General features: G+C 53.4%; 31 protein-coding genes. 12 read left to right on the plus strand and 19 right to left on the minus strand.

Annotation, left to right across the window (positions count from 1 at the left end):
- Nucleotides 1-231: 231 nt before the first annotated feature.
- On the minus strand, nucleotides 232-1,107 hold the full coding sequence (locus AC0LWF_RS18275) for a nucleoside hydrolase (protein ID WP_474652976.1): 876 nt from the start codon (nucleotides 1,105-1,107) through the stop codon (nucleotides 232-234).
- Between the two features lie 229 nt (nucleotides 1,108-1,336).
- On the opposite strand from AC0LWF_RS18275, the gene chrB reads away from it, so the two are divergent.
- Both chrB and chrA read left to right on the plus strand, forming a co-directional pair.
- Complete coding sequence (gene chrB / locus AC0LWF_RS18280; protein ID WP_474652977.1) at nucleotides 1,337-1,942, plus strand: chromate efflux transporter ChrB; 606 nt, start codon at nucleotides 1,337-1,339, stop codon at nucleotides 1,940-1,942.
- A gap of 11 nt (nucleotides 1,943-1,953) precedes the next feature.
- Entirely contained in the window at nucleotides 1,954-2,490 is a 537-nt protein-coding gene (chrA, locus tag AC0LWF_RS18285) for a chromate efflux transporter ChrA (RefSeq protein ID WP_474652978.1), read from the plus strand.
- 90 nt (nucleotides 2,491-2,580) lie between these two features.
- On the opposite strand, the gene AC0LWF_RS18290 is transcribed toward chrA, so the two are convergent.
- Together AC0LWF_RS18290 and AC0LWF_RS18295 are read right to left on the minus strand one after the other, a co-directional pair.
- Nucleotides 2,581-2,769 (minus strand): H-type small acid-soluble spore protein, encoded by a 189-nt coding sequence (locus tag AC0LWF_RS18290; protein ID WP_090580826.1) that lies wholly within the window; start codon nucleotides 2,767-2,769, stop codon nucleotides 2,581-2,583.
- Between the two features lie 7 nt (nucleotides 2,770-2,776).
- Nucleotides 2,777-2,944: a hypothetical protein gene (locus tag AC0LWF_RS18295; RefSeq protein ID WP_474653184.1), complete on the minus strand. Its 168-nt coding sequence runs from the start codon at nucleotides 2,942-2,944 to the stop codon at nucleotides 2,777-2,779.
- A gap of 129 nt (nucleotides 2,945-3,073) precedes the next feature.
- Here AC0LWF_RS18295 and ku point away from each other — a divergent pair, with 129 nt between their 5' ends.
- The 3 genes from ku to ligD are packed head-to-tail and all read left to right on the plus strand — an operon-like array spanning nucleotide 3,074 to nucleotide 5,952.
- Entirely contained in the window at nucleotides 3,074-4,006 is a 933-nt protein-coding gene (gene ku / locus AC0LWF_RS18300; protein ID WP_474652979.1) for a non-homologous end joining protein Ku, read from the plus strand.
- Nucleotides 4,007-5,053 carry an ATP-dependent DNA ligase gene (locus AC0LWF_RS18305; RefSeq protein ID WP_474652980.1) on the plus strand — a complete coding sequence of 349 codons (1,047 nt, stop codon included), beginning with the start codon at nucleotides 4,007-4,009 and terminating at the stop codon, nucleotides 5,051-5,053.
- On the plus strand, nucleotides 5,050-5,952 hold the full coding sequence (ligD, locus tag AC0LWF_RS18310) for a non-homologous end-joining DNA ligase (RefSeq protein WP_474652981.1): 903 nt from the start codon (nucleotides 5,050-5,052) through the stop codon (nucleotides 5,950-5,952). Before AC0LWF_RS18305 ends, ligD begins: the two co-directional genes overlap by 4 nt.
- Before the next feature lie 327 nt (nucleotides 5,953-6,279).
- On the opposite strand, the gene AC0LWF_RS18315 is transcribed toward ligD, so the two are convergent.
- Entirely contained in the window at nucleotides 6,280-7,218 is a 939-nt protein-coding gene (locus AC0LWF_RS18315; RefSeq protein WP_474652982.1) for an aldo/keto reductase family protein, read from the minus strand.
- A 156-nt stretch (nucleotides 7,219-7,374) separates the two neighbouring features.
- Here AC0LWF_RS18315 and AC0LWF_RS18320 point away from each other — a divergent pair, with 156 nt between their 5' ends.
- Nucleotides 7,375-7,707 carry a winged helix-turn-helix transcriptional regulator gene (locus AC0LWF_RS18320; protein WP_474652983.1) on the plus strand — a complete coding sequence of 111 codons (333 nt, stop codon included), beginning with the start codon at nucleotides 7,375-7,377 and terminating at the stop codon, nucleotides 7,705-7,707.
- An 87-nt stretch (nucleotides 7,708-7,794) separates the two neighbouring features.
- Here the strand turns inward: AC0LWF_RS18320 and AC0LWF_RS18325 are convergent, their stop codons facing one another.
- From AC0LWF_RS18325 to AC0LWF_RS18345, 5 genes are all read right to left on the minus strand, one after another.
- Nucleotides 7,795-8,817: an HD-GYP domain-containing protein gene (locus AC0LWF_RS18325; protein WP_474652984.1), complete on the minus strand. Its 1,023-nt coding sequence runs from the start codon at nucleotides 8,815-8,817 to the stop codon at nucleotides 7,795-7,797.
- Nucleotides 8,818-9,041: 224 nt separating this feature from the next.
- Complete coding sequence (locus AC0LWF_RS18330) at nucleotides 9,042-9,623, minus strand: RNA polymerase sigma factor (RefSeq protein ID WP_474652985.1); 582 nt, start codon at nucleotides 9,621-9,623, stop codon at nucleotides 9,042-9,044.
- Between the two features lie 92 nt (nucleotides 9,624-9,715).
- A complete protein-coding gene (locus tag AC0LWF_RS18335; RefSeq protein ID WP_474652986.1) occupies nucleotides 9,716-10,849 on the minus strand; it encodes a glycerate kinase in 1,134 nt (377 codons plus the stop codon).
- 133 nt (nucleotides 10,850-10,982) lie between these two features.
- A complete protein-coding gene (locus AC0LWF_RS18340; RefSeq protein WP_474652987.1) occupies nucleotides 10,983-12,185 on the minus strand; it encodes a stalk domain-containing protein in 1,203 nt (400 codons plus the stop codon).
- A gap of 112 nt (nucleotides 12,186-12,297) precedes the next feature.
- Complete coding sequence (locus AC0LWF_RS18345) at nucleotides 12,298-12,915, minus strand: phosphatase PAP2 family protein (protein ID WP_474652988.1); 618 nt, start codon at nucleotides 12,913-12,915, stop codon at nucleotides 12,298-12,300.
- Between the two features lie 148 nt (nucleotides 12,916-13,063).
- On the opposite strand from AC0LWF_RS18345, the gene AC0LWF_RS18350 reads away from it, so the two are divergent.
- On the plus strand, nucleotides 13,064-13,933 hold the full coding sequence (locus tag AC0LWF_RS18350; RefSeq protein WP_474653178.1) for an SDR family oxidoreductase: 870 nt from the start codon (nucleotides 13,064-13,066) through the stop codon (nucleotides 13,931-13,933).
- Nucleotides 13,934-13,947: 14 nt separating this feature from the next.
- Here the strand turns inward: AC0LWF_RS18350 and AC0LWF_RS18355 are convergent, their stop codons facing one another.
- The 4 genes from AC0LWF_RS18355 to AC0LWF_RS18370 all read right to left on the minus strand — a co-directional run bounded on the left by AC0LWF_RS18355 (nucleotide 13,948) and on the right by AC0LWF_RS18370 (nucleotide 16,409).
- The gene (locus AC0LWF_RS18355; RefSeq protein WP_474652989.1) at nucleotides 13,948-14,817 is read right to left on the minus strand and encodes a protein phosphatase 2C domain-containing protein; all 870 of its coding nucleotides are present in this window, start codon (nucleotides 14,815-14,817) and stop codon (nucleotides 13,948-13,950) included.
- 49 nt (nucleotides 14,818-14,866) lie between these two features.
- Nucleotides 14,867-15,820: a glycoside hydrolase family protein gene (locus AC0LWF_RS18360; protein ID WP_474652990.1), complete on the minus strand. Its 954-nt coding sequence runs from the start codon at nucleotides 15,818-15,820 to the stop codon at nucleotides 14,867-14,869.
- A 65-nt stretch (nucleotides 15,821-15,885) separates the two neighbouring features.
- A complete protein-coding gene (locus AC0LWF_RS18365; protein ID WP_474652991.1) occupies nucleotides 15,886-16,167 on the minus strand; it encodes an ATP-binding protein in 282 nt (93 codons plus the stop codon).
- 26 nt (nucleotides 16,168-16,193) lie between these two features.
- Entirely contained in the window at nucleotides 16,194-16,409 is a 216-nt protein-coding gene (locus AC0LWF_RS18370; RefSeq protein ID WP_474653179.1) for a DUF6171 family protein, read from the minus strand.
- Here AC0LWF_RS18370 and AC0LWF_RS18375 point away from each other — a divergent pair.
- Nucleotides 16,317-16,508 carry a hypothetical protein gene (locus AC0LWF_RS18375; RefSeq protein WP_474653185.1) on the plus strand — a complete coding sequence of 64 codons (192 nt, stop codon included), beginning with the start codon at nucleotides 16,317-16,319 and terminating at the stop codon, nucleotides 16,506-16,508. The two genes, AC0LWF_RS18370 and AC0LWF_RS18375, sit on opposite strands and share 93 nt — an antisense overlap.
- Here the strand turns inward: AC0LWF_RS18375 and AC0LWF_RS18380 are convergent.
- Nucleotides 16,505-18,016 (minus strand): alpha-N-arabinofuranosidase, encoded by a 1,512-nt coding sequence (locus AC0LWF_RS18380; RefSeq protein ID WP_474652992.1) that lies wholly within the window; start codon nucleotides 18,014-18,016, stop codon nucleotides 16,505-16,507. The two genes, AC0LWF_RS18375 and AC0LWF_RS18380, sit on opposite strands and share 4 nt — an antisense overlap.
- Nucleotides 18,017-18,211: 195 nt before the next feature.
- Here AC0LWF_RS18380 and AC0LWF_RS18385 point away from each other — a divergent pair, with 195 nt between their 5' ends.
- Nucleotides 18,212-18,637, plus strand: a complete 426-nt coding sequence (locus tag AC0LWF_RS18385; RefSeq protein ID WP_474652993.1) for a hypothetical protein — start codon at nucleotides 18,212-18,214, stop codon at nucleotides 18,635-18,637.
- A 92-nt stretch (nucleotides 18,638-18,729) separates the two neighbouring features.
- Nucleotides 18,730-19,086, plus strand: a complete 357-nt coding sequence (locus AC0LWF_RS18390; protein WP_474652994.1) for a YmaF family protein — start codon at nucleotides 18,730-18,732, stop codon at nucleotides 19,084-19,086.
- A gap of 62 nt (nucleotides 19,087-19,148) precedes the next feature.
- Here AC0LWF_RS18390 and AC0LWF_RS18395 read toward each other — a convergent pair whose 3' ends face one another.
- Both AC0LWF_RS18395 and AC0LWF_RS18400 read right to left on the minus strand, forming a co-directional pair.
- Nucleotides 19,149-19,769, minus strand: a complete 621-nt coding sequence (locus AC0LWF_RS18395; protein WP_474652995.1) for a TetR/AcrR family transcriptional regulator — start codon at nucleotides 19,767-19,769, stop codon at nucleotides 19,149-19,151.
- A gap of 5 nt (nucleotides 19,770-19,774) precedes the next feature.
- Nucleotides 19,775-20,230 carry a hypothetical protein gene (locus AC0LWF_RS18400; RefSeq protein WP_474652996.1) on the minus strand — a complete coding sequence of 152 codons (456 nt, stop codon included), beginning with the start codon at nucleotides 20,228-20,230 and terminating at the stop codon, nucleotides 19,775-19,777.
- A 147-nt stretch (nucleotides 20,231-20,377) separates the two neighbouring features.
- Here AC0LWF_RS18400 and AC0LWF_RS18405 point away from each other — a divergent pair, with 147 nt between their 5' ends.
- The gene (locus tag AC0LWF_RS18405; RefSeq protein ID WP_474652997.1) at nucleotides 20,378-21,121 is read left to right on the plus strand and encodes an MOSC domain-containing protein; all 744 of its coding nucleotides are present in this window, start codon (nucleotides 20,378-20,380) and stop codon (nucleotides 21,119-21,121) included.
- A 78-nt stretch (nucleotides 21,122-21,199) separates the two neighbouring features.
- Nucleotides 21,200-22,006 (plus strand): MerR family transcriptional regulator, encoded by an 807-nt coding sequence (locus AC0LWF_RS18410; RefSeq protein ID WP_474652998.1) that lies wholly within the window; start codon nucleotides 21,200-21,202, stop codon nucleotides 22,004-22,006.
- A gap of 308 nt (nucleotides 22,007-22,314) precedes the next feature.
- On the opposite strand, the gene AC0LWF_RS18415 is transcribed toward AC0LWF_RS18410, so the two are convergent.
- The 3 genes from AC0LWF_RS18415 to AC0LWF_RS18425 are packed head-to-tail and all read right to left on the minus strand — an operon-like array spanning nucleotide 22,315 to nucleotide 24,887.
- Nucleotides 22,315-23,097: an ABC transporter permease gene (locus AC0LWF_RS18415; protein WP_474652999.1), complete on the minus strand. Its 783-nt coding sequence runs from the start codon at nucleotides 23,095-23,097 to the stop codon at nucleotides 22,315-22,317.
- Between the two features lie 9 nt (nucleotides 23,098-23,106).
- The gene (locus AC0LWF_RS18420; protein WP_474653000.1) at nucleotides 23,107-23,913 is read right to left on the minus strand and encodes an ABC transporter permease; all 807 of its coding nucleotides are present in this window, start codon (nucleotides 23,911-23,913) and stop codon (nucleotides 23,107-23,109) included.
- Complete coding sequence (locus tag AC0LWF_RS18425) at nucleotides 23,910-24,887, minus strand: ABC transporter ATP-binding protein (protein ID WP_474653001.1); 978 nt, start codon at nucleotides 24,885-24,887, stop codon at nucleotides 23,910-23,912. Before AC0LWF_RS18425 ends, AC0LWF_RS18420 begins: the two co-directional genes overlap by 4 nt.
- Nucleotides 24,888-24,957: the final 70 nt, after the last annotated feature.

Raw genomic sequence — 24,957 nt, forward strand, 5'->3', positions numbered from 1 at the left:
CGTGCTTTGTCAAATCGGATCACTTCCTTCGTCTGTTCATTCAATGGGCTGTAACGAACCAACCGAAAACGCTTACGAACCCAATTTTAGTACACCGCCAACCGGGATAATATAAACAAAAATATGATTTCAAGTAAAAATATACGATGTTTCAGCATAGCGATAAAAAAACTCCTATTGCAGAGGGGCAGCCATCGCTGCCCTGCAATTCGGAGTTTAATGAGACACTTCTTATAAGCAAACCCTGTCCATATACAATTTAATAAACGCTTCCGAATCGACATCTTTGGCAGCCCGGATGACGGACTTGTCCGCATCACCGCGCCAATAGAGCGCGCTCTTGTTATATGTCGCCCCGCGTGTGAACTCGCCCTGCGTCTCTACCAATAACTTGTCGTCGAATATCGCGCAGATTGCCAGCGGATCGTGCATCATCGGATAATGATCCGTAACGACTTGCTGCCACCGCGTAAGCACTTCCGGCAGATAGCTCGCCGATTTTTTCGGAGAGGTTAGCAAACGGTCTACGTCTTCCTTGGTCAGAACGCATTTTACCGTAACATCCAATCCGACAGCCTTAATCGGAATGCCAGATTCGAACACAACTCTTGCGGCTTCCGGATCGCATCTAATATTCCATTCGCTTAAATGGCTGTAAAAGCAGCCGCCCATCATGACAATTTCTTTCACCTTATGTTTGAGTTCCGGCTCTTTGAGTATCGCTATCGCGATATTGGTCAGGGGGCCGATCGGAACTAATGTAATATCCCCATCTGATCTCATGACCGTATCGATAATGAAATCAATCCCATTCGTACCGAACCCGTCCACATGTCCATCCTTCTCTTCAGAGTATTGGTTCGGAATCTCCTTCACGTCCACCTTGTTTAGAATAGGACTGCCTATGCCAGCGTATACGGGAATGTCTTCCCGACCGGCCATCCGAAGCAGATTAACCGCCAGCTTTGCCCTAGCTGTTACATTCTTAAATACCGTCGTAATTCCGATTACGTCCAGCTCAGGCGACTCAAGAGCAAACGCAATCGCTAACGCGTCATCAATATCGTCGCCAATATCCGTGTCTATAATTATCTTTGTCCTGTCCATTGTTACCCTCCATGTCATAGGTTATAAACAGATAGATTAGATCAATTGCATAGTTTCATATTATTCGCTGGATCAGGAAGAAAACAATGTACAGTTATCGTCTAACCATTTTTGCAGGATTTACATACAGCCGCGCAGAAAAAGAAAAAGAATGTCACAAGCTTAAGAGAGCCCAGTGCTCATTTACGCGCAACAAATACGCATAGGAATGAGGTTTTATAAGCAATCCATGAACACAGCAGCCCCAACTATAAAACCATACACCCAGCTCTGCTGGGCGATGATGAAGACCGGCATCCTCGGCTACGGCGGCGGACCGTCGATCATCCCGCTCATCCGCTACGAAGCGGTAACGAAGCACCGCTGGCTGGCAGATGAAGAGTTCGGCGAGATCCTCGCCCTCGCCAATGCGCTGCCCGGCCCAATCGCGACGAAGCTCGCCGCATATCTCGGCTACCGGCTGAAAGGCGCACTTGGCGCGACACTCTCCGTGCTCGCCCATATCCTGCCCTCGTCTATCGCGATGCTGTCATTGCTCTCGGCAGTTAACTACCTGAGCCATTCCGCCATCGTTCGCGGAATGATTAGCGCCGTTGCTCCAGTCATCGCCGTCATGCTCGGCGTTATGGCGTATGAATTCGGCGAACGCGCCGTGAAGGGACTCGGCCGCAAGCTTGGCATCATCATGCTGCTCGTCTCCTTCGTGCTGCTTCAGCTGCTCGGCGTCCATCCCGCAATTGTGATCGTGCTGTTCCTCGCGTACGGCGCGATGCACTTCAAGCTGCTCAGCCGCCTCAAGCGCGCTAAACCAACCGAAGATTCGGCGCAGAAATGAGGCTCAACTAAATGGAATGGCTCAAACTATTACTCGGTTTTTTCATTGCAAACGTGCTTGGTTACGGGGGCGGTCCTTCTTCGATCCCGCTTATGTATCAAGAAATTGTTACGCATTATCACTGGGCGGACGACGCGGAATTCTCGAATATTCTTGCGCTCGGCAACGCGCTGCCCGGCCCAATCGCGACGAAGATTGCGACCTATGTCGGCTATGAAGCCGCCGGCTGGTTTGGCATCGTCATCGCGTTGATCGCAACGATCGTTCCATCGGCACTCGCGCTAATCATCCTGCTCAGGGTTCTGAAGAAACACCGCTCTTCGCCGGTCGTCAAAGGGATGACGCTGCTCGTTCAGCCCGTCATCGCGATCATGATGGTGCTGCTCACCTGGCAGATGGGCAGGACGTCGGTCCAAGACATCGGCATCTGGCAAGGTCTAATCATTGCCGCCGTCGCCTTCTGGGCGATGCAGATCCGCCGCATCCATCCTGCTTTTGTCATCATCGCGGCATTTGCTTACGGAGGGCTTATCCTCCCCTTGCTATAGTCACTTCCGCGCACAGCAAAGAGCGTCCCAAGCCTCGGTCATCCGAAGCCAGGACGCTCTTCTTTATTCGTCTAATCCTTGCTTTCCTTCCTATTCCTCGCCTTCCTCTTTCAGCCGATCGACCGAAACCGTCTGCGTATTCAGCGGATCGGAGCCAACCTGCACGGTTGCCATCCCATTCACTTCATCCACATTTTCGATCCAGACCGGCTCCCCGCTCAGTTGAACGGAGAATGTATCCTTCGAGCTGTAAATTTCCACTGCACGCTTCGTATCCATCTGTTCGCTATTCCCTCGCTTCTTGCTCCATTGTATCCGTGGTCGATTCGGCAATCAGCCCGTTGTTCAAGGTCACTTGCCCGCCGCCTAATCCTTCATTCACCATCCGGTCAATGTCCATAAAATAATCAGCGCGGCCTTCATGGTTCTTGTCGTTGCTATCTGTATCCGCCAATCCAATGTCCTCCTTCAGATGATGATGTTGGTTCGTGCTACCCCAAAAATATGCCCGATCTGGCTTACTTTCATGCATTTGAGGGAACACTGGTACTAGTGTTCAATTACAGGGTGAGGGGGAAATAAAATGCACACGGTTTGGAAAGGGGCTATCAGCTTTGGCCTCGTACATGTGCCTGTCAAAATGTTTTCAGCTACCGAGGATAAAGATATTGCGCTCAAAATGATTCACCGCGAGTGCGGGAGCAATATTAGCTATATTCGCAAATGTCCGACCTGCGAAGTCGATGTCGAGTGGGATGATATTGTAAAAGGTTACGAGTACGAGAAGGGACGCTACGTCATCTTGGAAAAGGACGAGCTGGAGGCTCTTTCGAGCGATGCGACGAAGACGATTACGATTCTCGATTTTGTCGCGCTGGAAGAGATCGACCCGATTTATTTTCAGAAGACGTATTACCTCTCCCCCGATCAGGCGGGCGGCAATGCGTACAATCTGCTGATGGAGGCCATGCGGCAATCAGGCCGTATCGGCATCGCGAAGGTATCGATCCGGTCGAAAAGCTCGCTCGCTGCAATTCGGATCATCGACGACTGCCTGGCGATGGAGACGATTTTCTATCCGGATGAGATTCGCTCAATTGACCAAGTACCCGGCCTTCCTGAGACGGTGAACGTCAATGAGAAAGAGCTGATGATGGCGCGGATGCTGATCGAGCAGCTGTCGACCCCTTTTGAGCCGGCAAAATATACCGATGACTACCGCTCTCGTCTAATGGATCTCATTCAGCACAAAATCGCAGGTGAAGACGTTCGTGTCGCGCCTGAGCAGCAGCGCACGAATGTGCTTGATCTCATGGCTGCGCTGCAGGCGAGCCTTGAGGCCGTGAAGCTGCCGCCGACTACGCCTGGCGGCATCGATACAGGCGCGGCAGGCATGTCGCCGACCGCTGCCAGCGAACCGCCTGCTTCCACTGAAGCAGGCGGCGAAAGCGAAGTCGTCGCCAAGGTGACGAAGCCGCGCGCGCGCAAAACGGCGAAGAAGGAAACGGTGTCCTAGATGTCTGCGCACAATCAGGAGCAGCCGTGGGCAGACGATGCCTCGCTACTTGCGGCTAATTTGAGCAGCAGCGGCGCTGTGCAGCCGCTCTCTCTTCCGAATGAGCCAATGGCACCGATAGCTGACGACGAGCTGCCAATCGGGAGCGATTGGGGCTACCAGCTCAAGTGGGACGGCGTCCGCATGCTTGCTCGTTTGGACGGGAACGGGGATGTGGAGATCTTTTCGCGGAAGCTGTATTTGAAGAATGGCATCTATCCGGAGATTGTTTCCTTGATCGCCTCCAAGACGGAGAAGCTTGGCCGTTGTCTGCTCGATGGCGAAGTCGTCTGGTTTGACGGCGTTCGCCCGAGCTTTCAGCATGTCCTGAAGAGGGAACGTTCGCGGTCCTCGCTGATACAATCTGCCACGGCTACGGATACGGATACGAAAGCACCGCTAAATGGCGGGCTTGTCTATGTGCTGTTCGATCTGCTCGCTGATGAGAGCGGCGATCTTCGGCATCTGCCCTATGAGGAGCGGCACCGCAGGCTGATGGCTCTCTGCCCGGAGGGCGATCCGCGCATGTTCGTGACGGAGCTGTTCAAGGATGGGGCGGCGCTGTGGGAATGGGTGCAGACGAACAATTGGGAAGGCGTCGTGAGCAAACGGCTCAGCAGCCCCTATCGGGAGGACAAGAAGCACCGCGACTGGCTGAAGAAGAAGATCGCGCTTGTGCTCGATGTCGATATTGTGGGACTCAAGTGGCGCAATGGCATTGTCGCGAGTCTCATTATGGAGCATGAAGGCAGCTATCTTGGCAGCGTCTCGCTTGGACTTAACGATGCGCTTCGGCGTGTCATCGCTTCGACGTTTCGACCGCAGAACTCTCAGCTCGCAGTGGTTGCCTGTCCTTTTCCAGTTACGCCAGAGGATCTGCGCAAAGAAGAGGTGCAGTGGCTAACGCTGCCGTTCAAATGCCGCGTGACCGGGCTTGAGTTCACTTCCGCCGGGCAGCTGCGCCATCCGAAGCTCGTCACCTTCCTGCCGAAGGAGCCTCTGCCATGAGTGCCCGTTCGGTTAAAGGGACGATCATCGTCGAAGGACAGGAGCTGACGATCAGCAATCCCGAGAAGCTGCTCTTCCCGGATATGGGCATCACGAAGGCGATTTTCTTGCAGCGGCTGGCTGCGTTGTCGCCATGGTTGATCAAGCATTGCCAAGACCGGATGCTGACGACGATCCGTTTTCCCGATGGCGTGGACGGCAAATCGTTCTATCAGAAGAACTGCCCCACTCCCGCTCCCCCCTTCGTCGAAACGATCGAGCATGAAAGCATCTCCTACGTGAAGCTAACGTCGCTGCCTGTATTGCTCTGGCTCGGTAACTTAGCATGCATTGAGTATCATGCTTCGTTCGATCGCATCAGCAATCCTGCGTATCCGACGGAGTGGATTCTCGATCTCGACCCGACACTCGAGGAGGAGCCGCGCATTATGGAGGCTGCCCTGCTCGTTGGCGACCTGCTCCGCTCGCTTGGCATCGAATCCGTGCCAAAGACATCGGGCGCAACCGGCGTGCAGGTCATCGTGCCTGTTGTCCCTGAGCTGAACTTCGACGAGTTGCGCGTCATCGGGGAGTTTGTCGGCAATTATTTGTCGGATAAGCATCCGAAGCTGTTCACGATCGAGCGGTTCAAGCGGAATCGCGGCGATCTGATCTACATCGACTACTTGCAGCATTACCAAGGCAAAACGATCATCGCCCCCTACTCCCCGCGAGCCCGCAAAGCCGCCAGCGTCTCCACGCCTCTCTACTGGGATGAAGTGCGTCGCGGTGTCTCCATAACCGACTACAATTTGCTGAACATCGAAGAACGGCTTTTGCAGGAAGGCGATCTATTGGACAAAGTTGCGCCGCAGTCGCTACGCTCGATTTTGCAGTTTATTGGCGGGAAGGATCGGTAGAGACGATTCCTGCTAGCGGAATGAGAGCCTTCTTGAAGGACTCAGCACATTTCACAATCGCAGTTCACGGGACGAGCTGGTTAGCGAGATGGGAACGGTTCGTGTACACGAGAGGACTGCGGCTGATTAAAAGAGTGATTAGGTAAAGGTTGCCCGCAAGCATCAACCTAACAGGAGACCGCGGCTGACGACGGACGGACCGCCGACGGACCCGTTAGCGCTTACCCACTTCAGACAGCCGATTCGATCCGCCCCAACTGTACCCATAAGCAGTAAGCTAAAAAGCCGGACCCCCAAAGGTCCGGCTTTCTTCTATTAGCCCAAAATCTATCCCAAAACCGCTTCAATCCGTGTCAGCACATCATCGGACAACGTAATGCCGGATGCGTTCACGTTCTCGACGACCTGCTCCGGACGGCTTGCGCCGACCAGTGCGCTCGCGACGTTCGATTGGCGCAGAATCCATGCAAGCGCCAGCTGGCCCGTCGTAATATCGAGCTCCTTCGCAATCGCAGACAACGCGCCGACCTTCGCGATTTTCTCCTCCGTGATGCCTTTGCGCACCCACTCGAGCTTCGCTGCGCGGCTGCCCTCTGGGATATCAGCCAAAGAGGCGTATTTCCCAGTCAGAAGACCTTGCGCCAGTGGCGAGAATACGACTTGTCCAATGCCGTTCTTCTCTCCGTAAGGGATAACTTCCTTCTCAATGTAACGCTCAAACATGTTGTACACCGGCTGGCTGACAACGATGCGGTCGAGCAAATAACGATCTGCTGTCGCAAGCGCATCCGCCATTTGGGATGCCGTCCACTCGCTGACGCCGGCATAAAGCACTTTGCCTGAACGAATCAGATCGTCGATCGCACGAAGCGTCTCCTGCAGCGGTGTTTCTTGATCGTAACGGTGGCAATAGAAAATATCGACATAGTCCGTGTTAAGCCGCTTCAAGCTCGCGTTTGCTTGTTCAATGACATGCTTACGGGAGAGGCCGCGGTCATTCGGGCCATCGCCCATCGGCCAGAACGCTTTGGTCGCGAGCACATACGATTCGCGCGGATACGCCTTGATCGTTTCGCCGAGCAGCACCTCTGCCGCGCCGCGTTCGTACACGTTGGCCGTATCGAAGAAATTAACGCCGAGATCGTATGCGGTTTCAATTGCTTTCACCGCATTTTCGCGTTCGACATAACCGCCATATGTAAGCCAGCTTCCTAAGCTGATCTCACTTACTTTAAGTCCACTTCCACCAAGCTTTCTGTAATTCATCCAATATCCCTCCTGGATCCATTTACGCGAAACCCACGCAAACCTATTCTACCGATATCAATATCAAATTTAAAGTAGTGAAAAAAACATCAATATATTATACTTATTATATATACTATACTTCTTGTTACTAACTACTCGGAGAGGATTGAGTCGATGTCTGCCAATAATTATGTTCCGAAAGAGCCTGCTTTCATCGAGTGCAATATCGAGAAGACGCTTGACGTCATCGGCGGCAAATGGGCATTTCTCGTGCTCCGTGAGCTGTTCAGCGAGAAGCGCCGGTTCGGCGAGCTGCAACGGTCGATCCCGTCGGTTAGCCCGCGGGCGCTGACAAGCACGCTGCGCCATCTCGAGAGCCAAGGCGTGCTGGAGCGGCATGTCTTCCCTACCGTTCCTGTCACTGTTGAATATTCTCTAACGCCGAAGGGCGTCGATCTACATCAAATTCTTCATGAAATGAAGCTATGGGCCGCAAAGTGGACCTAAACGTCGTTTCTAGCAGAAACAACAAAAAGAGCAGGAGAAAGGACATGCTGTCCTCTTCATCCTGCTCTTTTTGCTAACGAAACCTCATTACAGCCCGATAATCTGTTTAATCTGAAGCTTGCGCTCGCACGACAAATCAATGAAGCTCTCGCCTACTTTAATTAGCGGCGCCTCCTCATCATGCGGGTTAATATAGACAATCTCCCCTTCGCGGTCATCCGTGAGCACGACCTTCTGGCCGATCATCTTCGTCGTTATATTCTCCAGGAATACAGAGACGATACGCGGATCGAGCTTGCCGAAGTAACCTTCGCGCAGCTGGCGGACCACTTTATAGAACGGCAACGCCTTCTGGTATGGACGATCCGATGACATCGCATGGAAGATGTCTGCAACCGCTACGATTTTGCTGAATAGATCGATCTTGTCGGATGGCAAACCAAGCGGATAGCCTCCGCCGTCTTCCCGTTCATGATGCTGCAGCGCGATAAGCGCCGAACGGTAGCCGATCCCTTCGGTCTTCTTCAGAATGTCGTAGCCAAGGACGGTGTGCTTCTTCACGAGCTCGAACTCTTCTTCGGTCAGCTTGCCTGGTTTATTAATAATCTCCGCCGGAATTTTCACCTTGCCGATATCATGCAGCGTCGCTCCGAGAGTAAGCGCTGTCAAATCTGCGTCACTTAATTGCAGCCACTTGCCGATCATCGTGGAGAGTATGCCAACGCCGATATTATGCTGATATGTATAATCCCCTTGAGCCTTAACCGCTTCGAAAAGTCCGAATATATTCGGATGTCCAGCAATGTTTTTCACCGCTGGAATGATGTCATTCTGAAGCTCATTCACCGGTACTTGACCCGACTCGCGAATGGATTCATACATTGCTTTGGCGCGGTTCATCACTTGCCCCACCGCTTCGCGAGCCGTGTCCGATTTCGCTGAATTCCGCTCAGGCTGGGCCAGATCGAAGAGAATGGAGACATTGTCGATATTATGCTTCTCTAGCAGCGCCAAATGCTCTTCCTGAAGCACGCTTCGTGCCGGAAGGATTGTAACGCCAAAGTGGTTGACCACGTCATGTTTTAACGTTTTTCCAATAAATTGTCGCATTTAGCGCCTCCAACGTTACTCTGAATTCTCTCTCCCCAGGAGGTAAAACTTGTATGTTATTAACAATGTACCATGACCATGTAGCTAATGTCCTATGGTATTGATTTACAGTATGCAAAATGAGACAAAAGCACTACGCGCATGTCAGGTTTCCTGTCGAAAATAAACAAAAAAAGGCAGCGGAGTCCACTGTCTTTTGGATTAGAAGATATTCAGCTAATAGATTATAGCTCTCCCGTCATAAGCGCGGTCGTCCACCGGTCGACGGCGTAGGGCAGCGGCGGTGACAGCTTGCGCTTTGCCGCGCGTTTGCGTTTTATGCCGGCTTCCTGAGCGCGAACGCGGTTGCGAAGCGTCAGCTTGGAGCGGTGCAGCACCATCTTGACAGCGGGAACCGAGCAATTCATCTCATCTGCGATGTCTTGATACGAGTAGTCGAACACCTCGGCAAGCAGCAGCATCTCCATCTCTCGTGCGGACAGATGCTCCGTGACCCATTCCAGCGTGCCGCGTACGGAAGCATAGTTCGGATCGTAATGAGGCTGCAGCAGCGCTTCGTCGATCGGAACCATGACGCCGCGCCGCCTGCGATGCGCATCGATGTGCAAATTGCGAGCGATCTTGTTCAGCAAGGAGCGCGGATGGCGAAGCTTGCCTGTATCCCGGTAATGCTTGAATGCGCGAAGTAACGTCTCCTGCAATAGATCCTCCGACTCCCATTTCGAAGCGGTTAAATAGTAGCAATAAGCCCGCACATGTGGCAGATGAGGCTTCACGTCTTCTTCGAACTCGGTCCACGGCTTCACGCTTCTCATCCCTCCTTACCTTCATTCATGTTCATTCAGTGACCTTAGTCTAACAGCCCATTATGAACATGATGTGAAAATAAGCTTAAGATTCAGAAGGAATATTCTAATAAAGCGAAGATTTGTTCTGTGCAGGCTTCGGCGAAGCTAAGTGTCTGTGCCATCGCTTCCTCCAGGCTGCAAGGGCCAGGCACGATGGAGAATGCGCTCACTCTCCCGAGCTGGCACAGCGCTTCGCCAGACAAGCTCTTCGTGCCGCACAGAATAATAACCGGAATATCCAGCGGCTGCGCCGCCCGGCATACGCCTGCCGCTACCTTGCCAGCCAACGTCTGCTCATCGAGCTTCCCTTCGCCTGTGATGATGCAATCCGCATCCTTCACAGCCTCCGCGAAGCCGGATGCCTCCATCACAACGTCGATGCCGGGACGAATCGACGCATTCATAAAGCCGAGCAAGCCAGCGCCCATTCCTCCGGCTGCTCCGCCGCCCGGGACGCTGAGCACATCAATGCCGCGAAGCGCCTGGATCTGCTCCGCCAAGCGTCGCAGCCCCGCATCGAGCTGCGCGACCATCTCCGGCGTCGCCCCTTTCTGCGGGCCGAACACCGCCGATGCGCCTTCAAGGCCGCATAACGTGTTCGTCACATCGCAGGCGATTGTGAACTGCGATGCCGCTAGGCGCGGATCGAGCGCGGCGGCATCGAGCTCCCCGAGCTGCGCGAGCGCGCCTCCGCCGTCTGCGAGCGGCTGCCCCGCCGCATCGAGAAGCTGCAAGCCAAGCGCCTGCAGCATTCCGGCACCGCCATCATTCGTCGCGCTGCCGCCGAGGCCGACGATGAACTTGCGATAGCCACGGTCCAGCGCATGCTTGATCAGCTCTCCTGTGCCGCGCGTCGAAGTAAGCAGGGGCTGGCGTTCCTCCAGCTGGAGCAGCGGCAGGCCGGAAGCCTGCGCCATCTCAATGACCACAGTGCTCCCATCGCCGAGCACACCATAATGAGCCGTAATGTTTCGTCCCAGCGGGTCAGCTACGACAGCCTCAATCCGGCTGCCTCCCGTTGCATGGACAAGATTATCCATAATGCCCTCTCCGCCGTCTGCCATCGGCAGCTCCACAAGCTCCGCTTTCGGCATCACGCTGCGGATGCCTCTCGCAATGGCGGTACATAAGTCACGCGCTGATGCTGAGCCTTTAAACGAATCCGGTGCAATGACGATCTTCATCCGGCACTTGCCCCTTTCATGCCATGTAAGGTTGATATCTTCATTATACCTACTTCATGCGTGACAGCCACCTAGAAAAAAACAAAGCCCCGCCTCTCCCATTCGGGAGCAGGCAAGGACTTTTGCTTGTCAGTTATTGACCAGAGTCATCGTTAAGGATTGCATACCCCGGCATCAGCAGCCATTTGCCATCCTGCTGCTTCTGCGCATGGTATAACTCCAAGGAATGATAAGAGTCTGATTCGCCTTGGTATGTCTCATCAACCTTAAGCGCCACCAGCAGCAGTGCTTCGTTCTCATGCAGTTCCACGATGGCACTGCGTTCTTTTGATAAGGTGAAGCTCTGCTCCGTATCTTCGAACTGACCTTTCATAGCATCGATTGCGTCTTGGACTCCTTCGGCATCCGGAACAAGCGTTGCGCTGTAAGCATTGATATCCTTCGCGTTCGCCGCTGCCACCTGTGCGTCAAAAATCGCGTTGACTGCCGTTTTATCCGCTTCGTCCACCGTTACTTCTTGCTTCCAAAGCGCGTCGAAATCCTTGATCTCGGAGGACAGCACCTCAATATCATATATCGCCCATTTGCCGTTGTCTTTATGCAGCGTATAAGCGACTTCGTCGTTGGTGTCTGGATAGAAGCCGTCGCCGCTTACTTTGTACGTATGCTCGACCGTCGACATGACTACTTCCGTCGCCGAGTACGACTCAAGCGTCATCTCTTCGTAATCCGTCTTCGTATGCATGCGAGCGAACTGGTCGCGAATCGCGTCATTAATGTCGCTGCGGTAAGGTGACGCCGAATGAATAAGTGCCATAAATGCATCTGCATCCTGCTTGTCCTCAGCTGCAGCCAGTTGATTCAATACCGCAACCACTTCCGTCTTCTGCGCAGCAGTCGGTCCTTTATCGGTAATCGTCACGAGCTTCTTCGTGCCATCCCAGTTCACTGTCTTGTCTGACAATGTTGCGATGAAACGAACGCCAACCATCGTGCGGCCGCTCATCAGCTTCATTTCGCCGTTCACTGGCACCTTCTTACCGTCAACAAGTGCGGTTGTACCTGTAGGCTGCATTTGAATGCTGCGTACAGCAGACGTTGCTTTAATCGTCTTCGTCGCAGCAGTATAGTCGATTTTGTAACCGAGCTTCGTGAACAGCGTACGGAACTCTACGTATGTTTTACCGTTTGATAGAACAGGCGGTGTCGGGAATATAACCCACTCCCCGTTCAGCTTTACTTTAATGTCATTCTGCTGAGTTGCAGCAGAAGCGGTGCCGGCTGCCATCGTCAAGACGACGAGCAAGGCAAGAACAAACCCCATCAAGCGTTTCATAGTAAACCTCTCTTTCATGAATAACAGATTTATAACAGCACTATTTTATAGACAATTACAGCATTTTACAATGCTCCAAATGTTGCATTTGTGTTCTCGATTGCACATTGGTTCACTTGCGCTTTCGAGCAAAAGCCCGAAACAGGCGAATGCACAGGGCTGCCCAGCAAGCGCTGAGCCAATAGCCTGCAAGCACATCCGACGGATAATGCACGCCAAGATAGACGCGGGCAAGGCCGATGCAGATAATCATGCACGCGCTGAAGATTAGCAGCGTGATGCGCCATCTTCTCAGATGAATATGCCGCCAAAGCAGGTAGGTAATGAGAAAATAAAACGTAAACGCCGCCATCGAGTGTCCGCTTGGATAGCTGTAACCCGCCTGTTCGGCAAGCCGGTGAATATCTGGACGGGCACGCTTATAAATGTCTTTGATCACATGGTTGAGCAATGTTGAACCGAGCATCCCGCCAAGCAAGAGCACAAGCTCCTTGCGGTGCTTCAAATAAATAAACAGAATGACGGAAAGCACAAGCAGCCCCGGAATGAGCACCGCGGATGAACCGATTAACGAAAGAAACTTCGCGATCTTCGTCAGTGTATCGTTCTCCCAACCTTGAACGGTGGAGATGATTGTATGGTCAAACTGCATGAGCTGATCGCGCTCAACGAGCATCGACAGCACTTGGAATCCCGCAATGGCGAGAAGGAAGAAGACGAGCCACAGCAATTGGAACAAACCCCTTTATTCTTAAGTTTTGATTCTTGTGACCGTTTCTGTCAGTGAACATCGGTTACACTGAAGAAGGTGATGGTGATAGATGGATAAAGATGAGAAATTGATGAAGATAGGAGCAGTGTTGCACATGCATATGAATATGAAACCATTAGAAGGCCGAGTAGCCGTCGTCGCAGGAGCTACCCGCGGCGCAGGACGAGGCATCTCCATTGCCCTCGGCAAGCTGGGCGCAACCGTATACGTAACTGGCCGCAGCACTCGCGGCAACTTGTCCGACATGGGCCGCAGCGAAACAATCGAGGACACGGCGGAGCTCGTCACCGCTGCCGGCGGCAAAGGCATTGCTGTACGCACGGATTTTACAATAGAAGAAGACGTCCGTCAGCTTTTCGAGCGCGTTGCGCAGGAGCAGGACGGACGACTCGATATTCAAGTGAATGATATATGGGGCGGCGACCCGCTCACGGTCTGGACGGAGCCATTCTGGCAGCATTCGCTGCATAACGGCCTGCTCATTCAGAAGCGCGGCGTTCATACGCATATGATGGCGAGCTACTATGCCGCGCCGCTCATGATCGCCCGCGGCTCCGGGCTTATTATTGAAATTACCGACGGGTACGATTACCGGTACCGCGGCAACTTGTACTATAGCCTCGCCAAAGTATCCGTCATCCATTTGGCGGAGGCCATGGCGGCGGATCTGAAGCCGCATGGGGTGACTGCCTTGGCGCTGACACCGGGCTTCCTCCGCTCAGAGGCAATGCTCGATCACTTCGGCGTGACGGAAGCCAATTGGCGGGATGCGACGCAGCAGGACGAGCACTTTATCGAGTCGGAGACGCCTGCTTTCGTCGGTCAAGCTGCCGCAAGTCTAGCTGCCGATCCGGATGTGTTCAAGAAGAGCGGCAAAGCCTTCACCTCATGGGACTTGTCCGAGGAGTACGGCTTTATTGACGCCGATGGCAGAAGTCCGCATTGGGGCCGCTATGCCGCGAAGCACGGCTTCTAAAAGCAGCTTGGCAGCTAAACTTCAGATAAGTCGATCCATATCGCCGTCTTGTCATCGGACTTCTTCATTCGCGGGAATTGCGTGCAGTCAGGGTCCGACTCTTCGAGCGCTGTCAGCCACTCCATGTATCGTGGCAGCCCCATCTCCCGAACGAGCGATGCGATTCTGAAGGCGCTGTCCTTGTCCGATTCACCCGGCGGCATCGGGATGTACAAGCCGTCGGAGAACAGCAGCAGCGCCTGCACATTCGTGCGGCTGATGCGCCCGAACTCGGCATAGTCGGCGAATGCCGGATCGCCGTTAATGACGCTGTAGCCGCCATCCGTATTCGCGAGAGCCCTGCCCACAGCGATCTGAGCTTTGCTATGCTCCCACAGCTCAGCTCGCGTCGCTAAGCCAGCTTTGATGCCCGCTGTCCAGACCGCTTTCGTCCGGTCATCGACATGGGCAAGCTGATCATTCGTCACGATCCGAATCGTGCCGTCTGTATAGTAGACAGCGAGCATACAGTCGCCTGTCTGGGCAAACTCGATCCACTTGGGCGCAATCCGCACAAGCAGAGAGCAAGCACACCACACTTCCTCCTTGCGCTCCGCATCGATGCCAGCTCTCACCATCGCTTGGCGCAGCTCATTATTCGCCTGCTCGAGCAATTCCATGAGGCTGGGAGGAGCCGCTTCCACCGGTGCCGTTGCCTCGTTGCAAATGCGGGCAATGAGCTGTGAGGCTAGATAGCCTCCGGTTTCCCCGCCTGGTCCGGTGTAAGGAACAATCGAGGTCGCTCCGTCGATGACGCCGTAAATGCCAAGCGAAGCGTTGCTGATGAGCGCATCCTCGTTCCATGCGCCCACCCCATGCTGCGTTATTGTCGTTGGTTTCATCATCGTCCATTGCCCTCCACGATTTCGAAAATTAGCCTATCAGCTTTAAGGTTTACGCTTTACGTATTGAGGAAAGGCAAATTTGTGATGAGAGATCCCACGTATACTTGCCGCGGCTGCCTTCATAAATCATTACGAAGTGCTCCTCCGTCTCCGTAATGGCAGGGAACCAGATTGCGCCGCCATCCTCCGAGCCCTTTGCACCGCATCCGAAGATCGGGTTGCCGGGATGCGACTCCCAGTGCAGCAAATCACGGGAACGCGCGAGGCCGAAGAAGTCCGGCTCATCGGCCAAATAGGCGCTAGCGCCGTAAATCATATAGTAGTGCTCCTCATCCTTGAGCAATCTGGCCGTCACGATGGACAGGCTGTCCCAGCCCCCCGTGCGATCTTGGAAGATCGGCTCGTCCGACACCGGCGTAAAATGAATACCATCCTCTGAGCTTGCCAGATGAAGCTGATAGCCCTCGTTGCTGAACATTTGATAAAGCATATGGATTTTTCCGTCCTTCACGATCACCTCAGGCGCTCGTCCATCCATAATTTTGCCGTACTTTGTAAAATGCTCGCCGTCGCTGCTGATTGCAAGCCCCACCGAATCCGGGCCGTCGCCAACCGCAGAGTAATAAAGGAACACTTGGTCCTGCCACACAACAGATGCCGGGTCCAGCACATCCGTGCAGTCGAATTCTCCCGGTGCACCAGCATCCACGATAGGTTCTCCACCGTTTAAGTCTTGAATCTCGATATGGTCTGCCGACAATTGAATCACTTCGGCGACGGCGAGACGGTCATGCCGCTTTCCGTCCGTTCCTGGTTGAATGCCGTTTCCACGGTAATAGAGAAGCTGCTTGCCCTGAAATTCCAGAAAGTCCGGGTTTGCGACCCATATGCTTTTCCACGTCTGCCCGCTTGCCGGAATGACGGGATTGTTCGCCGAATGGCTCCAACGAAGGCAGTTTTCACGATAGTCGTTCGAAAAGAGATTCCAAAGCTTTGTGCTCATTTCCAGTTCCCCTTATGATTAGAATGAGTAACTAAAATATCGTTCCAAATATGGCGAACCGCTGCTTACATAGACTTTGCCGACGGTAGTGCTAAAGGAAACTCTAACACAATTTCTACGCCTTCGGAATTCGCTTTATTATAATCGATTTTCCCGTTCATCAGTTCAATCATTCGAAACGAAACCGATAAACCTACGCCGCATCCGTTTTCTTTAAAAGAGCGGTAGAACGATTCCAAGAGTGAAAGCTTGCCTTTTCTGTTGTCACTATTCAGTAGGACGATCCGAGCTTTATTCTTGATAGGCAGCAAGGCAAGCGCAAAATGGCGGTTGCATGGACATCCCATGTAACCGCCATTATTTTGTATAGCTACTATAATTGGTTCAACAAAGGATCACGCCCCCACCTCGACCCACTCGGATGTGGGCAATCCTTTGCTGCCATCTTCGCCCTGACCTGGACAAAACAGCCGCAATGCGCGCAAGTGGTGCCGTATTGGAGCGACGGACACGTTGCACAATTGCTAAGGCGCGTCTCATATTGCGCATCACTTACGCAGCTATCCGGATGCAGGGCCAGCTTGCGCAGGACGCGTTCGAGCTGCTCATCCGTCACATGCACGGAGGCGCTGCACCCTTTGCAGCCCTCTCTTGGCTCAGCGCTAGCGCTGAGGACGGGCTTCATTAACCTGCCTGCAGCACAGCAACAGACGCTGGCGGCAGTGTCACCTGAATGCGACCGTCCGCGCTTAGCGTAATGTTCTTCAGCTCTACGGGTTGTACTTGCTGCGGCTGCTCTATCGTATTATGCGCATTAATGGCATCGCCTTGCAGCAGCCTGCCACTGATCGGAAGCCGCTCCCCGCCATTGGCACCGCCATTTCCGCCGGCCAAGCCTCGCAGCTCAATGGTCACGACCGCTTCTTCATCGTGGCTCAGATTGCATAGGCTCACATGAATGCGTCCCGCCTGATCGCGCGTAGCCGAGACGCTTGTTTGCGGAATGGATTCGCTGCCTTGCGTATACGATGCAGGGCGATGATCGACATCAAGCGCTACCGCATCCTGATGCACCTTGAACATTTCGAAGACGTGATAGGTCGGCGTCACCGTCATGCGAGCGCCTTCCGTCAGCACGACAGATTGCAGCACATTGACCGTCTGGGCTATATTCGCCATCCGCACACGATCATGATGCTTCTGGAAAATATGCAGCGTTGCAGCAGCGACAAGCGCGTCGCGCATCGTATTTTGCTGATAGAGGAAGCCCGGATTCGTGCCTGGCTCCACATCGTACCACGTCCCCCACTCGTCGACGATGAGGCTGATTCGCTTCTGTGGATCGTATTTGTCCATAATCGTCTTATGCTTCGTCACCAATTCGTCCATTACGAGCGCCTTGCGCAGCGTCAAGAACCATTCGCTCGTTTCGAAATCCGTCGCAGACCCTTTCTCCGCCCATGTATGCGGAACCGTATAATAATGCAGCGTTAAGCCGTCCATGTACCTTGCCGCTTCGCGCATGAGCACCTCGGTCCACTCATAATTGAAGTCGTTCGCCCCGCACGCAATTCGGAAAATCTTGTTGTCGCCGTAGTTGCGCACATACGTCTGGTACCGGCGATAGAGATCCGCATAATATTCCGGACGCATATTCCCGCCGCAGCCCCAGTTCTCGTTACCGACCCCGAAGTAGCTAACCTTCCACGGCTCTTCGCGTCCGTTCGCCGCACGCTCCGACGCCATTGGCGACTCGCCGTCAAACGTCATATATTCGACCCATTCCTGCATCTCCTGGACTGTGCCGCTGCCGACGTTGCCGTTAATGTAAGGCTCGCTGCCGAGCAGCTCGCACAGCATCAGAAACTCATGCGTGCCAAAATGATTGTTCTCCACCACGCCGCCCCAATGCGTATTAATCATCCGCTTGCGCGCCTCCCGTGGACCGATGCCGTCCTTCCAATGATATTCATCGGCGAAACAGCCGCCCGGCCAGCGCAGAACCGGGATTTGCAGCCCGCGAAGCGCTTCCAGAACATCATTACGGATCCCCTTCGTATTCGGGATGCTGGAGTCCTCTCCAACCCAGATGCCTTCATAGATACAGCGGCCCAAGTGCTCGGCGAAATGGCCGTAAATATTGCGGTTGATACTTCCGTTTGTACGATCGGTATGAATGACGACGCGGTTTGACATGTAGGTTTTGCAGCTCCTTTTTAGATGGCGGAATTGGATTCGAATTTGAATCGGATTTGGACTATGATTAATATAAGTATTAATCAATAAATATATTAGCTACTCATACATCCATTAAACTACAGACCGTTCTACTTTTCAACGCTTTTATTGGAGAGACTAATTAGAAATAGAAATAGAAAAGGTGATAACCCAATGATGCGAACCCGGCAATCCCGGGGATCCCGACTCCCCCTCCTATTTATTTTCTATGCTCTGCTGCTAGCTGGACTTATTTTGCTGCTCGTCCTTATGTACTTGGATGTCGGCAGCCGCTGGGCGATCATCTACGCGGTTAGCTACTTGGCTCTGCTGCTGCTATCGCTAATCTACCTTGTTATCACTGTCATCTTTAAAGCAATCAAGCTTCCTTGGCCGGATCTGCGCCGCAGATTGCTCACTTTCCTTATTACATATAGCGCATTCGTCATTCTCAACCTAATACTCCCGTACTTCACCCACACGGCAAGCGTCAATCTTAGCCGGCTTCTGCTAAGGCCCACCGGGATCGCGCTTGGTATCAGTTTCTTCGATCTCATGTTTCTGCGGAGAAATCGATCCACTTCAGAGGATGAACCGTAAGCCTAATCTGCCATTCGCCCAGCACAACAATGCGTTCGGTTTAATAGCATGTGGTGAAGTTAACCTCATTTTCCAAAAGGAGGAAAGACTGAATGCAAAAGAAGCGACGCACCTTCAAGCCTACAACGCACTGTCGCCGGCAGAGGCACGACCATGAATTTGAGGGAAGCACGAAGCTGGCGGAAGAGGGCAACGACCGCCATAATCACCGTTTCGCAGGCGTTACCGGCCAGGCGATTCGAGTCGGCAGCAGTCACGTGCATGAGATTGATCTATCCCGAACTGATTTTCTCGACCACTTCCATCAGCTGAAGAAAATTACGACAGGTCCAGCGATACCTGTTGGCAACGGTAAGCATGTGCATTTCGTATTCGGCAGAACGACGCTGGTTGACGGCCATAAGCATCAGTTTAATTTCGCCACGTTAATCGATTCGCCGCTCACATAACACAAAAAAGGTACGGCTTCTCTCATTAGAGACGCTGTACCTTTTATTACGTCGTATGCTGTTTATTCCCGAACCGCTCTGCCAACAATTTCAACAAGTTCGTTTGCGTAGGTTTCCAAGTCGACCCGCTTCGTGATGCCCGTGTACGACATGTACTCGCCGATGGCGCCTTGGATGACGCTCGCCATAACATCAAGATGGAATGCGCCGAACTCCCCGCTCTGCTGGCCTTCGCTTAATATCCGCTTCAGCTCTGTAACGACAAGATCTTCTTCGTCATCATCGCCGATTTTGTAATACGGAATATTGTCCGGCGTGCGCCCGTTGAAGATGATTTCGAGCAGCGCAGCGTTCCTCGCCGGATGCGTTCCCTGGTAAGCCAGACTCGCTTCAATGAACAGCCTGAGCTTCTCCCTCGCCGTGTCCGCTCTGCTGACCCTCTCCAGAATATAGGAAGACGACTGCTCAAGCAGCCTCATAATCAAGTCGTTCATCAGATCGTTCTTATCGGCAAAATGGTATGAAATGAGCGCTGTGCTAATGCCCGCCCGCTTCGCAATTTGCGACAGGCTTGCGCTTACGTAGCCAATCTCGTCTAGCGTCTTGATCGCTGCCTCGACGATTTGTTCCCGCCGCGCTTCCGCGATGAATGATTGCTTGCTTTCTTTGCTCGCTTCCTTCATTTGCGCTACCTCGAATATTTTTTAAATTGATGAAGTGCGGATCTTACTGCGAAGATAATGGCAACGACAAGGAGTGCCTTGTTGAACGGCGTAGCGAATAGTTTGGAGAATAGATCGCTTGCTTCCCCTTGGAACAAGCCGATGACAACGCGTACGAGCAGGACGATGAGATTAACGAATAGGATGAGCGGAATGGCCGAGACACTGCCCGTAAATAGCGACCAGCCAGCTCCAGCCTTGCCAGCGATAAACAATAGCGTCGAGAGTAGAAAGAGCATGCCGACCAGCGTAATGAGTGCGGGGCGTATCCAGCCGTACCACTCGAAGCTTGGCGGGTCGACGATCTCATGATATTTCGTCCAGGTGTACCACAATGCGCCTGCTCCGAGAAGAGCGCTTAGAAAAGGTGCGAGAGTGAGCAGCCACTTCGGTGGTTGTTCGTTCAGCTTGGTGTCGTTCATCCGGAGTCCTCCCAGAGTGATTTGGTTGATCAAATAAATTTCTGATTACTTGATCAAATTTTAGCACGGAGAAATTTGGCAGTCAAGGAGGATAAATGCGTATAATAGAGCCATCTGAATTTTATTTTGACGAAAAGAGGCTTATGTATGTCTGTTTCTACGATTGGCACCATCACAACGATTCGCCGTTATCCGGTAAAATCCATGGCAGGAGAAGTGCTTCAGAGCAGCCGCATTGAAAGCTACGGCTTGTACGGCGACCGCTCCCATGCGTTTATTGATGAGACGAAGGAAGGCTGGAATCGGTATTTTACGGCACGGAATGCTTCCGAGCTGTTAGCTTATCAAGCATCGCTAGGCGGCGTTGCGGAGGATGAGGCAAAGGCGGCGGACAAGTTCCCGCCTGTAGTCATTACTGCTCCCGATGGGCGGCAGCTGCAATGGAATGAGGAATTGCTGCAGGAGATCCAGCAGTTCGCCCAGCCAGAGCTCTCCCTGCTCGAACATTCACCTATCTCCCCGGAACTGCTCGCCGTTGATGCATCGAGCATACTCATCGTGACCGATAAGTCGGTGCGGAAGCTGGAAGCCTTGTGGGGCAAGCCGCTCGATCCGCTTCGATTCCGTGCGAACCTGCTCGTTACGCTTAGCGAGGAAGACGGCGACGAAGACAGCTGGCTCGGCAAGCAGCTAACTGTTGGCACGGCCGTGCTGCAGGTCGATGAATATTGCGAGCGCTGTTCAATGATCACCATTGATCCCGAGACGCTCGAACGCGATCCATCACTACTGCGCAAAGTAAACGAGGAACTGAATTTGAGTTTCGGTGTGTACGCATCGGTCGTGAAGCCCGGGCATGTGAAGGTTGGGGATAAGGTTTATTGGGCTTAAGGAGCCCTATGAATAGACTCTTGCTTATGACGTTGCGTCATAAGGTAAGCTTGTCTCAAGTAGAAAGGAGGTGTGGCGATGAATGGCGAGCAGTTGTTCCGCGCGAGCGCTTTTGCGAAGAAAGCCGGCGTGTCTGTCCGAACGCTGCAGTTCTACGACAAGTCGGGCGTACTGTCTCCATCATCGCGCACGGCTTCGGGACACCGGCTGTATCGTGAAGCCGATTTGGCCAAATTGCAGCATATTCTGGCGCTTAAATTTCTCGGCTTCTCGCTAGCTGAACTGAAGTCTCTCCGCCAGATGGAGCCGCAGCAATTCGGCGCTGCTCTGGTGGCACAGAAGCAGATGCTGCTTGAGCGGCGCTCCCACCTGGACGAAGTTCTGCAGGCGATTGAGAAAGCAGAAAAGCTGGTTCCGTCGAATGACGGACCAGCTCTTGCAGACGCGCTCACGAATCTAATAGAGGTGATGCAGATGGAACTCAAACCGAGCTGGGTAGCCGCTTACTTGACTCCGGAGGAGCAGCAGACCATGCGGCAAATTACGGCTGAGTCGTACTCGCCGCAAGCACGGGAGACGCTGGCGAAGCAGCCCTTCGCCAACGAAACCGGCCGCATGTACCGCGAGTTTCGAGAGGAGCTGAAGCGCCTCTGCGAAGCAGGCGCCGACCCGGGCAGCCCGGAGGCGCAAAGCCTCGCGCGGCAGCTGATGGAGCTGAACGCCCGGCGTTCGCAGGGCGATCCCGAAATTATCGCGGGCATGAAGCGAGCATGGGCCGCGCTCAATGCACTTCCCGCGGAGCAGCAGCCCGCGATGTACGCCATGAGCGCGGAGGAGCAGGCGTTCATCCGCGAGGCGAGCGTGATTATGTACAGCAAGCGGTAGACTGGACTGCGGGGTCTGCGGATTGAGTTCGTTATTCCGCGGCCCCTAGATACCTAGCGGATTTCTGCCTCTTCCGCTCCTCGAGAGCGGGTTTTCCCTCTCTCAACCGCTAACTTCGCGGTTTTCTCTCTCGGCACAGCTACCTAGCGGATTTCTGCCTCTATTTATTTTGCTCAGAGAACATATGCGTTCTCTCAACTAACTTTCGGTGCATTTTGGAGGCTGAGAGCACATATGCGTTCTCTCACCATCAGAATGTTGGTTAGTTTTATCGGTTTCGGCGGTGAGAGCACCTCCCGCCCACTCAATCAAGATCCTGTCGAGCGGTAATGCCGCACGCCGATGCGCCAGACGAGCATGCATGGCGCGAGGAATACGATGCCGAGCAGCGGCAGCAAGGCGTACAGCGGGTTATCTGCGCCGTCACGGCCGAGAATGTACAGCAGCGGCAAGTAGTTGACGCAGGCGAACGGGATGATAAAGGTGAAGAACCGCTTCACCCAGCGATGATAAATGTTCAGCGGATACTGAATCATCTCCCGTCCGCCGTCGGTAAAGATGTTCGCTACTTCGAGCCCCTGCACGGTCCAGAAGCTTATCGACGCGGCGAGAATGAAGATGCCCGTGAAGATCACAACTCCACTCACCACCATGAGCACGAGCGCCACTACCTTCAGCGGCGTCCAGCTTGCCTCAATATGGCCAGTTGCCCATACCATTACACCGGCGCTCAGCAGGAGCCGCCCGATACGGGCGAACTCGAATCGAGAGCCGAACACCTGCAAGGCCGTGCTGCGCGGGCGAACGAGCAGCCGGTCGAAGTTACCGCTCACGACGAGGCTCGAGAATACATCGAACCCCCTCGCAAAACATTCGGTGAACGAGAACGCCATCTGCGTCACCGCAAAACATAACACCACCTCGTAGAAGCTCCAGCCCTTCAAATCCCCGAACCGTTCGAACATAAAGTAGACGCCGGCGAACGTTGTAAAAGGCGTCAAGCACTGACCGAACGTAAGCAGCAGAAAGGAGCCGCGGTACTGCATCTCAGAACGCAGCAGCATCAGCATGTATTTGAAATATAGCTTCATCCTCGCACCTCACCCTCCCTGCACAACGACACGCCGCAGCGCTTTGTTCATTAATATTTTGCCTAAAGCAGCTAAAGCTACCAGCCATGCCGCTTGTGCCGCCAGCCCCGACAAAGCCTCACTCTTAGACAGATCGCCAGTGAATACACGGAATGGAAAATCTGCGGTCCAGTGGAACGGAAGCATATAGACGATATTTTGCATCCAGTCCGGCATAAGCGGTACGGGAATGATTAGTCCCGCGAGAAACTCTCCGAAGATACTGAACAGCAAGAGCGAGCCGCCCGGCGACATCGTGACGAAGACGGATATGTAGATCAACATAGAGATCGCAACGACCATGAGCAGCCCGACAAGGAGCACCGCAACGAAAAGCACAGAAGTGAGCAGGTCGGAAGGCAATTCGAGCCGATACGGTCTCGGAAGGAACAAGGTAACAAGGAGTAAGGGGAAGCAGCGAAGCAGAGCGCTCGATATTCGGGTCGCGAGGAGCTTGGCGTACCAGAGGCCGTATATCTCGCTCGGTCTGCACAATTCGTAGGCGATGTTGCCGCTTGTGATGAGTCCAAACAATTCATTATCCCTGAGCCACAGCATTATAAACGCGAGAAAAGCTTGCTTGAGCCAGGTGTAGGTGATCACTGCAGTCAGTGTCATTGGGGGTGTTGAGGTGGAATGCGCGTAGAACGCTTGAAAAATCATAATAAACATAAAACCGAAGAAAAACTGTGTCGCAATGCCAGCCAGCGCCGCCGCACGATACTGCAGCCCCATGCTGATACGCAGCCTGAATACGGACAGATACGCCTTCATCATATCTCGTACTCCTTATACATTTGCACGATGATGTCCTCGATCGGCTGCGTATCAATGGTCACATCCAGCAGCTCGACCTGCGAAGAGAGACTCGTAATCGCTTCGGAGATCATCACCTGCTCGGTATCGACGCTGATGATCGCCCGCTCCGGCGTCCAAGACAGCAGCGATCCGCCTGGAATTTCAATCGGCTTCACGTTCTCGTGATAATCCGCCGTAATCGTCCTCCGCGTGCCGAACCGACCTCTCAGTCCAGCAACACTGCCATCGTAGAGAAGCGTGCCTTTGCCAATGAGAAGAATCCGATCCGCCAGCGCCTCAATGTCATTCATGTCGTGCGTTGTAAGAATGACCGTGACGCCTCTCTCTTTGTTGATCTCCTTAATAAAATGGCGCACCGCAATTTTCGATACGGCATCGAGTCCAATTGTCGGTTCATCGAGGAACAGAATACTCGGACTGTGCAGCAGCGAGGCGGCGATTTCACAGCGCATCCGCTGTCCAAGACTAAGCTGCCGAACCGGCGTGTACATGATAGTGCTGAGATCCAGCGTTTCAACGAGCAACGTCAACGTCTTCTTGTACTCCGCCTGCGGAACGTTGTAGATGTCGCGCAGCAGCTCGAAGGATTCAATTACGGGAACGTCCCACCATAGCTGTGAGCGTTGCCCGAAGACGACGCCGATGTGCTTCACGTACTGGACGCGATCGAGCCAAGGGGTATATCCTTTAATCTTGCAGGTTCCGCGATCCGGGACGAGGATACCGCTCATCACTTTGATCGTGGTCGATTTGCCAGCGCCATTCGGACCGATGTAGCCAACGATTTCACCCGGTGCAATCGAGAACGATACGTCCCGAAGCGCCTCCACAGCGGTGTATTCGCGATGGAACAACGATTTGACCGCATGCTTAATACCTGGCTCGCGCTTCGCGACCAGGAAGGTTTTGCTGATGCCTTGGACGGTTATCAATTTCCTGTACCTCCATATTTACATAATTTTAGTAAATGACAGGGAGAAGATAATAGCATTCCTTGCTTAA

Source organism: Paenibacillus sp. sgz302114 (genome assembly GCF_056120345.1).

Coding starts and splice junctions, on each gene's coding strand:
- AC0LWF_RS18290 (WP_090580826.1), bottom strand. CDS start 2,769: ATGGATACGAAGCGTGCAGTGGAAATTTACAGCTCGAAGGATACATTC.
- AC0LWF_RS18355 (WP_474652989.1), bottom strand. CDS start 14,817: ATGATGAAACCAACGACAATAACGCAGCATGGGGTGGGCGCATGGAAC.
- AC0LWF_RS18405 (WP_474652997.1), top strand. CDS start 20,378: ATGTCTGTTTCTACGATTGGCACCATCACAACGATTCGCCGTTATCCG.
- AC0LWF_RS18360 (WP_474652990.1), bottom strand. CDS start 15,820: ATGAGCACAAAGCTTTGGAATCTCTTTTCGAACGACTATCGTGAAAAC.
- AC0LWF_RS18335 (WP_474652986.1), bottom strand. CDS start 10,849: ATGAAGATCGTCATTGCACCGGATTCGTTTAAAGGCTCAGCATCAGCG.
- AC0LWF_RS18365 (WP_474652991.1), bottom strand. CDS start 16,167: ATGGGATGTCCATGCAACCGCCATTTTGCGCTTGCCTTGCTGCCTATC.
- ligD (WP_474652981.1), top strand. CDS start 5,050: ATGAGTGCCCGTTCGGTTAAAGGGACGATCATCGTCGAAGGACAGGAG.
- AC0LWF_RS18395 (WP_474652995.1), bottom strand. CDS start 19,769: ATGAAGGAAGCGAGCAAAGAAAGCAAGCAATCATTCATCGCGGAAGCG.
- AC0LWF_RS18385 (WP_474652993.1), top strand. CDS start 18,212: ATGATGCGAACCCGGCAATCCCGGGGATCCCGACTCCCCCTCCTATTT.
- AC0LWF_RS18305 (WP_474652980.1), top strand. CDS start 4,007: ATGTCTGCGCACAATCAGGAGCAGCCGTGGGCAGACGATGCCTCGCTA.
- AC0LWF_RS18420 (WP_474653000.1), bottom strand. CDS start 23,913: ATGATGAAGGCGTATCTGTCCGTATTCAGGCTGCGTATCAGCATGGGG.
- AC0LWF_RS18410 (WP_474652998.1), top strand. CDS start 21,200: ATGAATGGCGAGCAGTTGTTCCGCGCGAGCGCTTTTGCGAAGAAAGCC.
- AC0LWF_RS18315 (WP_474652982.1), bottom strand. CDS start 7,218: ATGAATTACAGAAAGCTTGGTGGAAGTGGACTTAAAGTAAGTGAGATC.
- AC0LWF_RS18400 (WP_474652996.1), bottom strand. CDS start 20,230: ATGAACGACACCAAGCTGAACGAACAACCACCGAAGTGGCTGCTCACT.
- AC0LWF_RS18320 (WP_474652983.1), top strand. CDS start 7,375: ATGTCTGCCAATAATTATGTTCCGAAAGAGCCTGCTTTCATCGAGTGC.
- AC0LWF_RS18340 (WP_474652987.1), bottom strand. CDS start 12,185: ATGAAACGCTTGATGGGGTTTGTTCTTGCCTTGCTCGTCGTCTTGACG.
- AC0LWF_RS18275 (WP_474652976.1), bottom strand. CDS start 1,107: ATGGACAGGACAAAGATAATTATAGACACGGATATTGGCGACGATATT.
- chrB (WP_474652977.1), top strand. CDS start 1,337: ATGAACACAGCAGCCCCAACTATAAAACCATACACCCAGCTCTGCTGG.
- AC0LWF_RS18380 (WP_474652992.1), bottom strand. CDS start 18,016: ATGTCAAACCGCGTCGTCATTCATACCGATCGTACAAACGGAAGTATC.
- ku (WP_474652979.1), top strand. CDS start 3,074: ATGCACACGGTTTGGAAAGGGGCTATCAGCTTTGGCCTCGTACATGTG.
- AC0LWF_RS18390 (WP_474652994.1), top strand. CDS start 18,730: ATGCAAAAGAAGCGACGCACCTTCAAGCCTACAACGCACTGTCGCCGG.
- AC0LWF_RS18350 (WP_474653178.1), top strand. CDS start 13,064: ATGAAACCATTAGAAGGCCGAGTAGCCGTCGTCGCAGGAGCTACCCGC.
- chrA (WP_474652978.1), top strand. CDS start 1,954: ATGGAATGGCTCAAACTATTACTCGGTTTTTTCATTGCAAACGTGCTT.
- AC0LWF_RS18415 (WP_474652999.1), bottom strand. CDS start 23,097: ATGAAGCTATATTTCAAATACATGCTGATGCTGCTGCGTTCTGAGATG.
- AC0LWF_RS18325 (WP_474652984.1), bottom strand. CDS start 8,817: ATGCGACAATTTATTGGAAAAACGTTAAAACATGACGTGGTCAACCAC.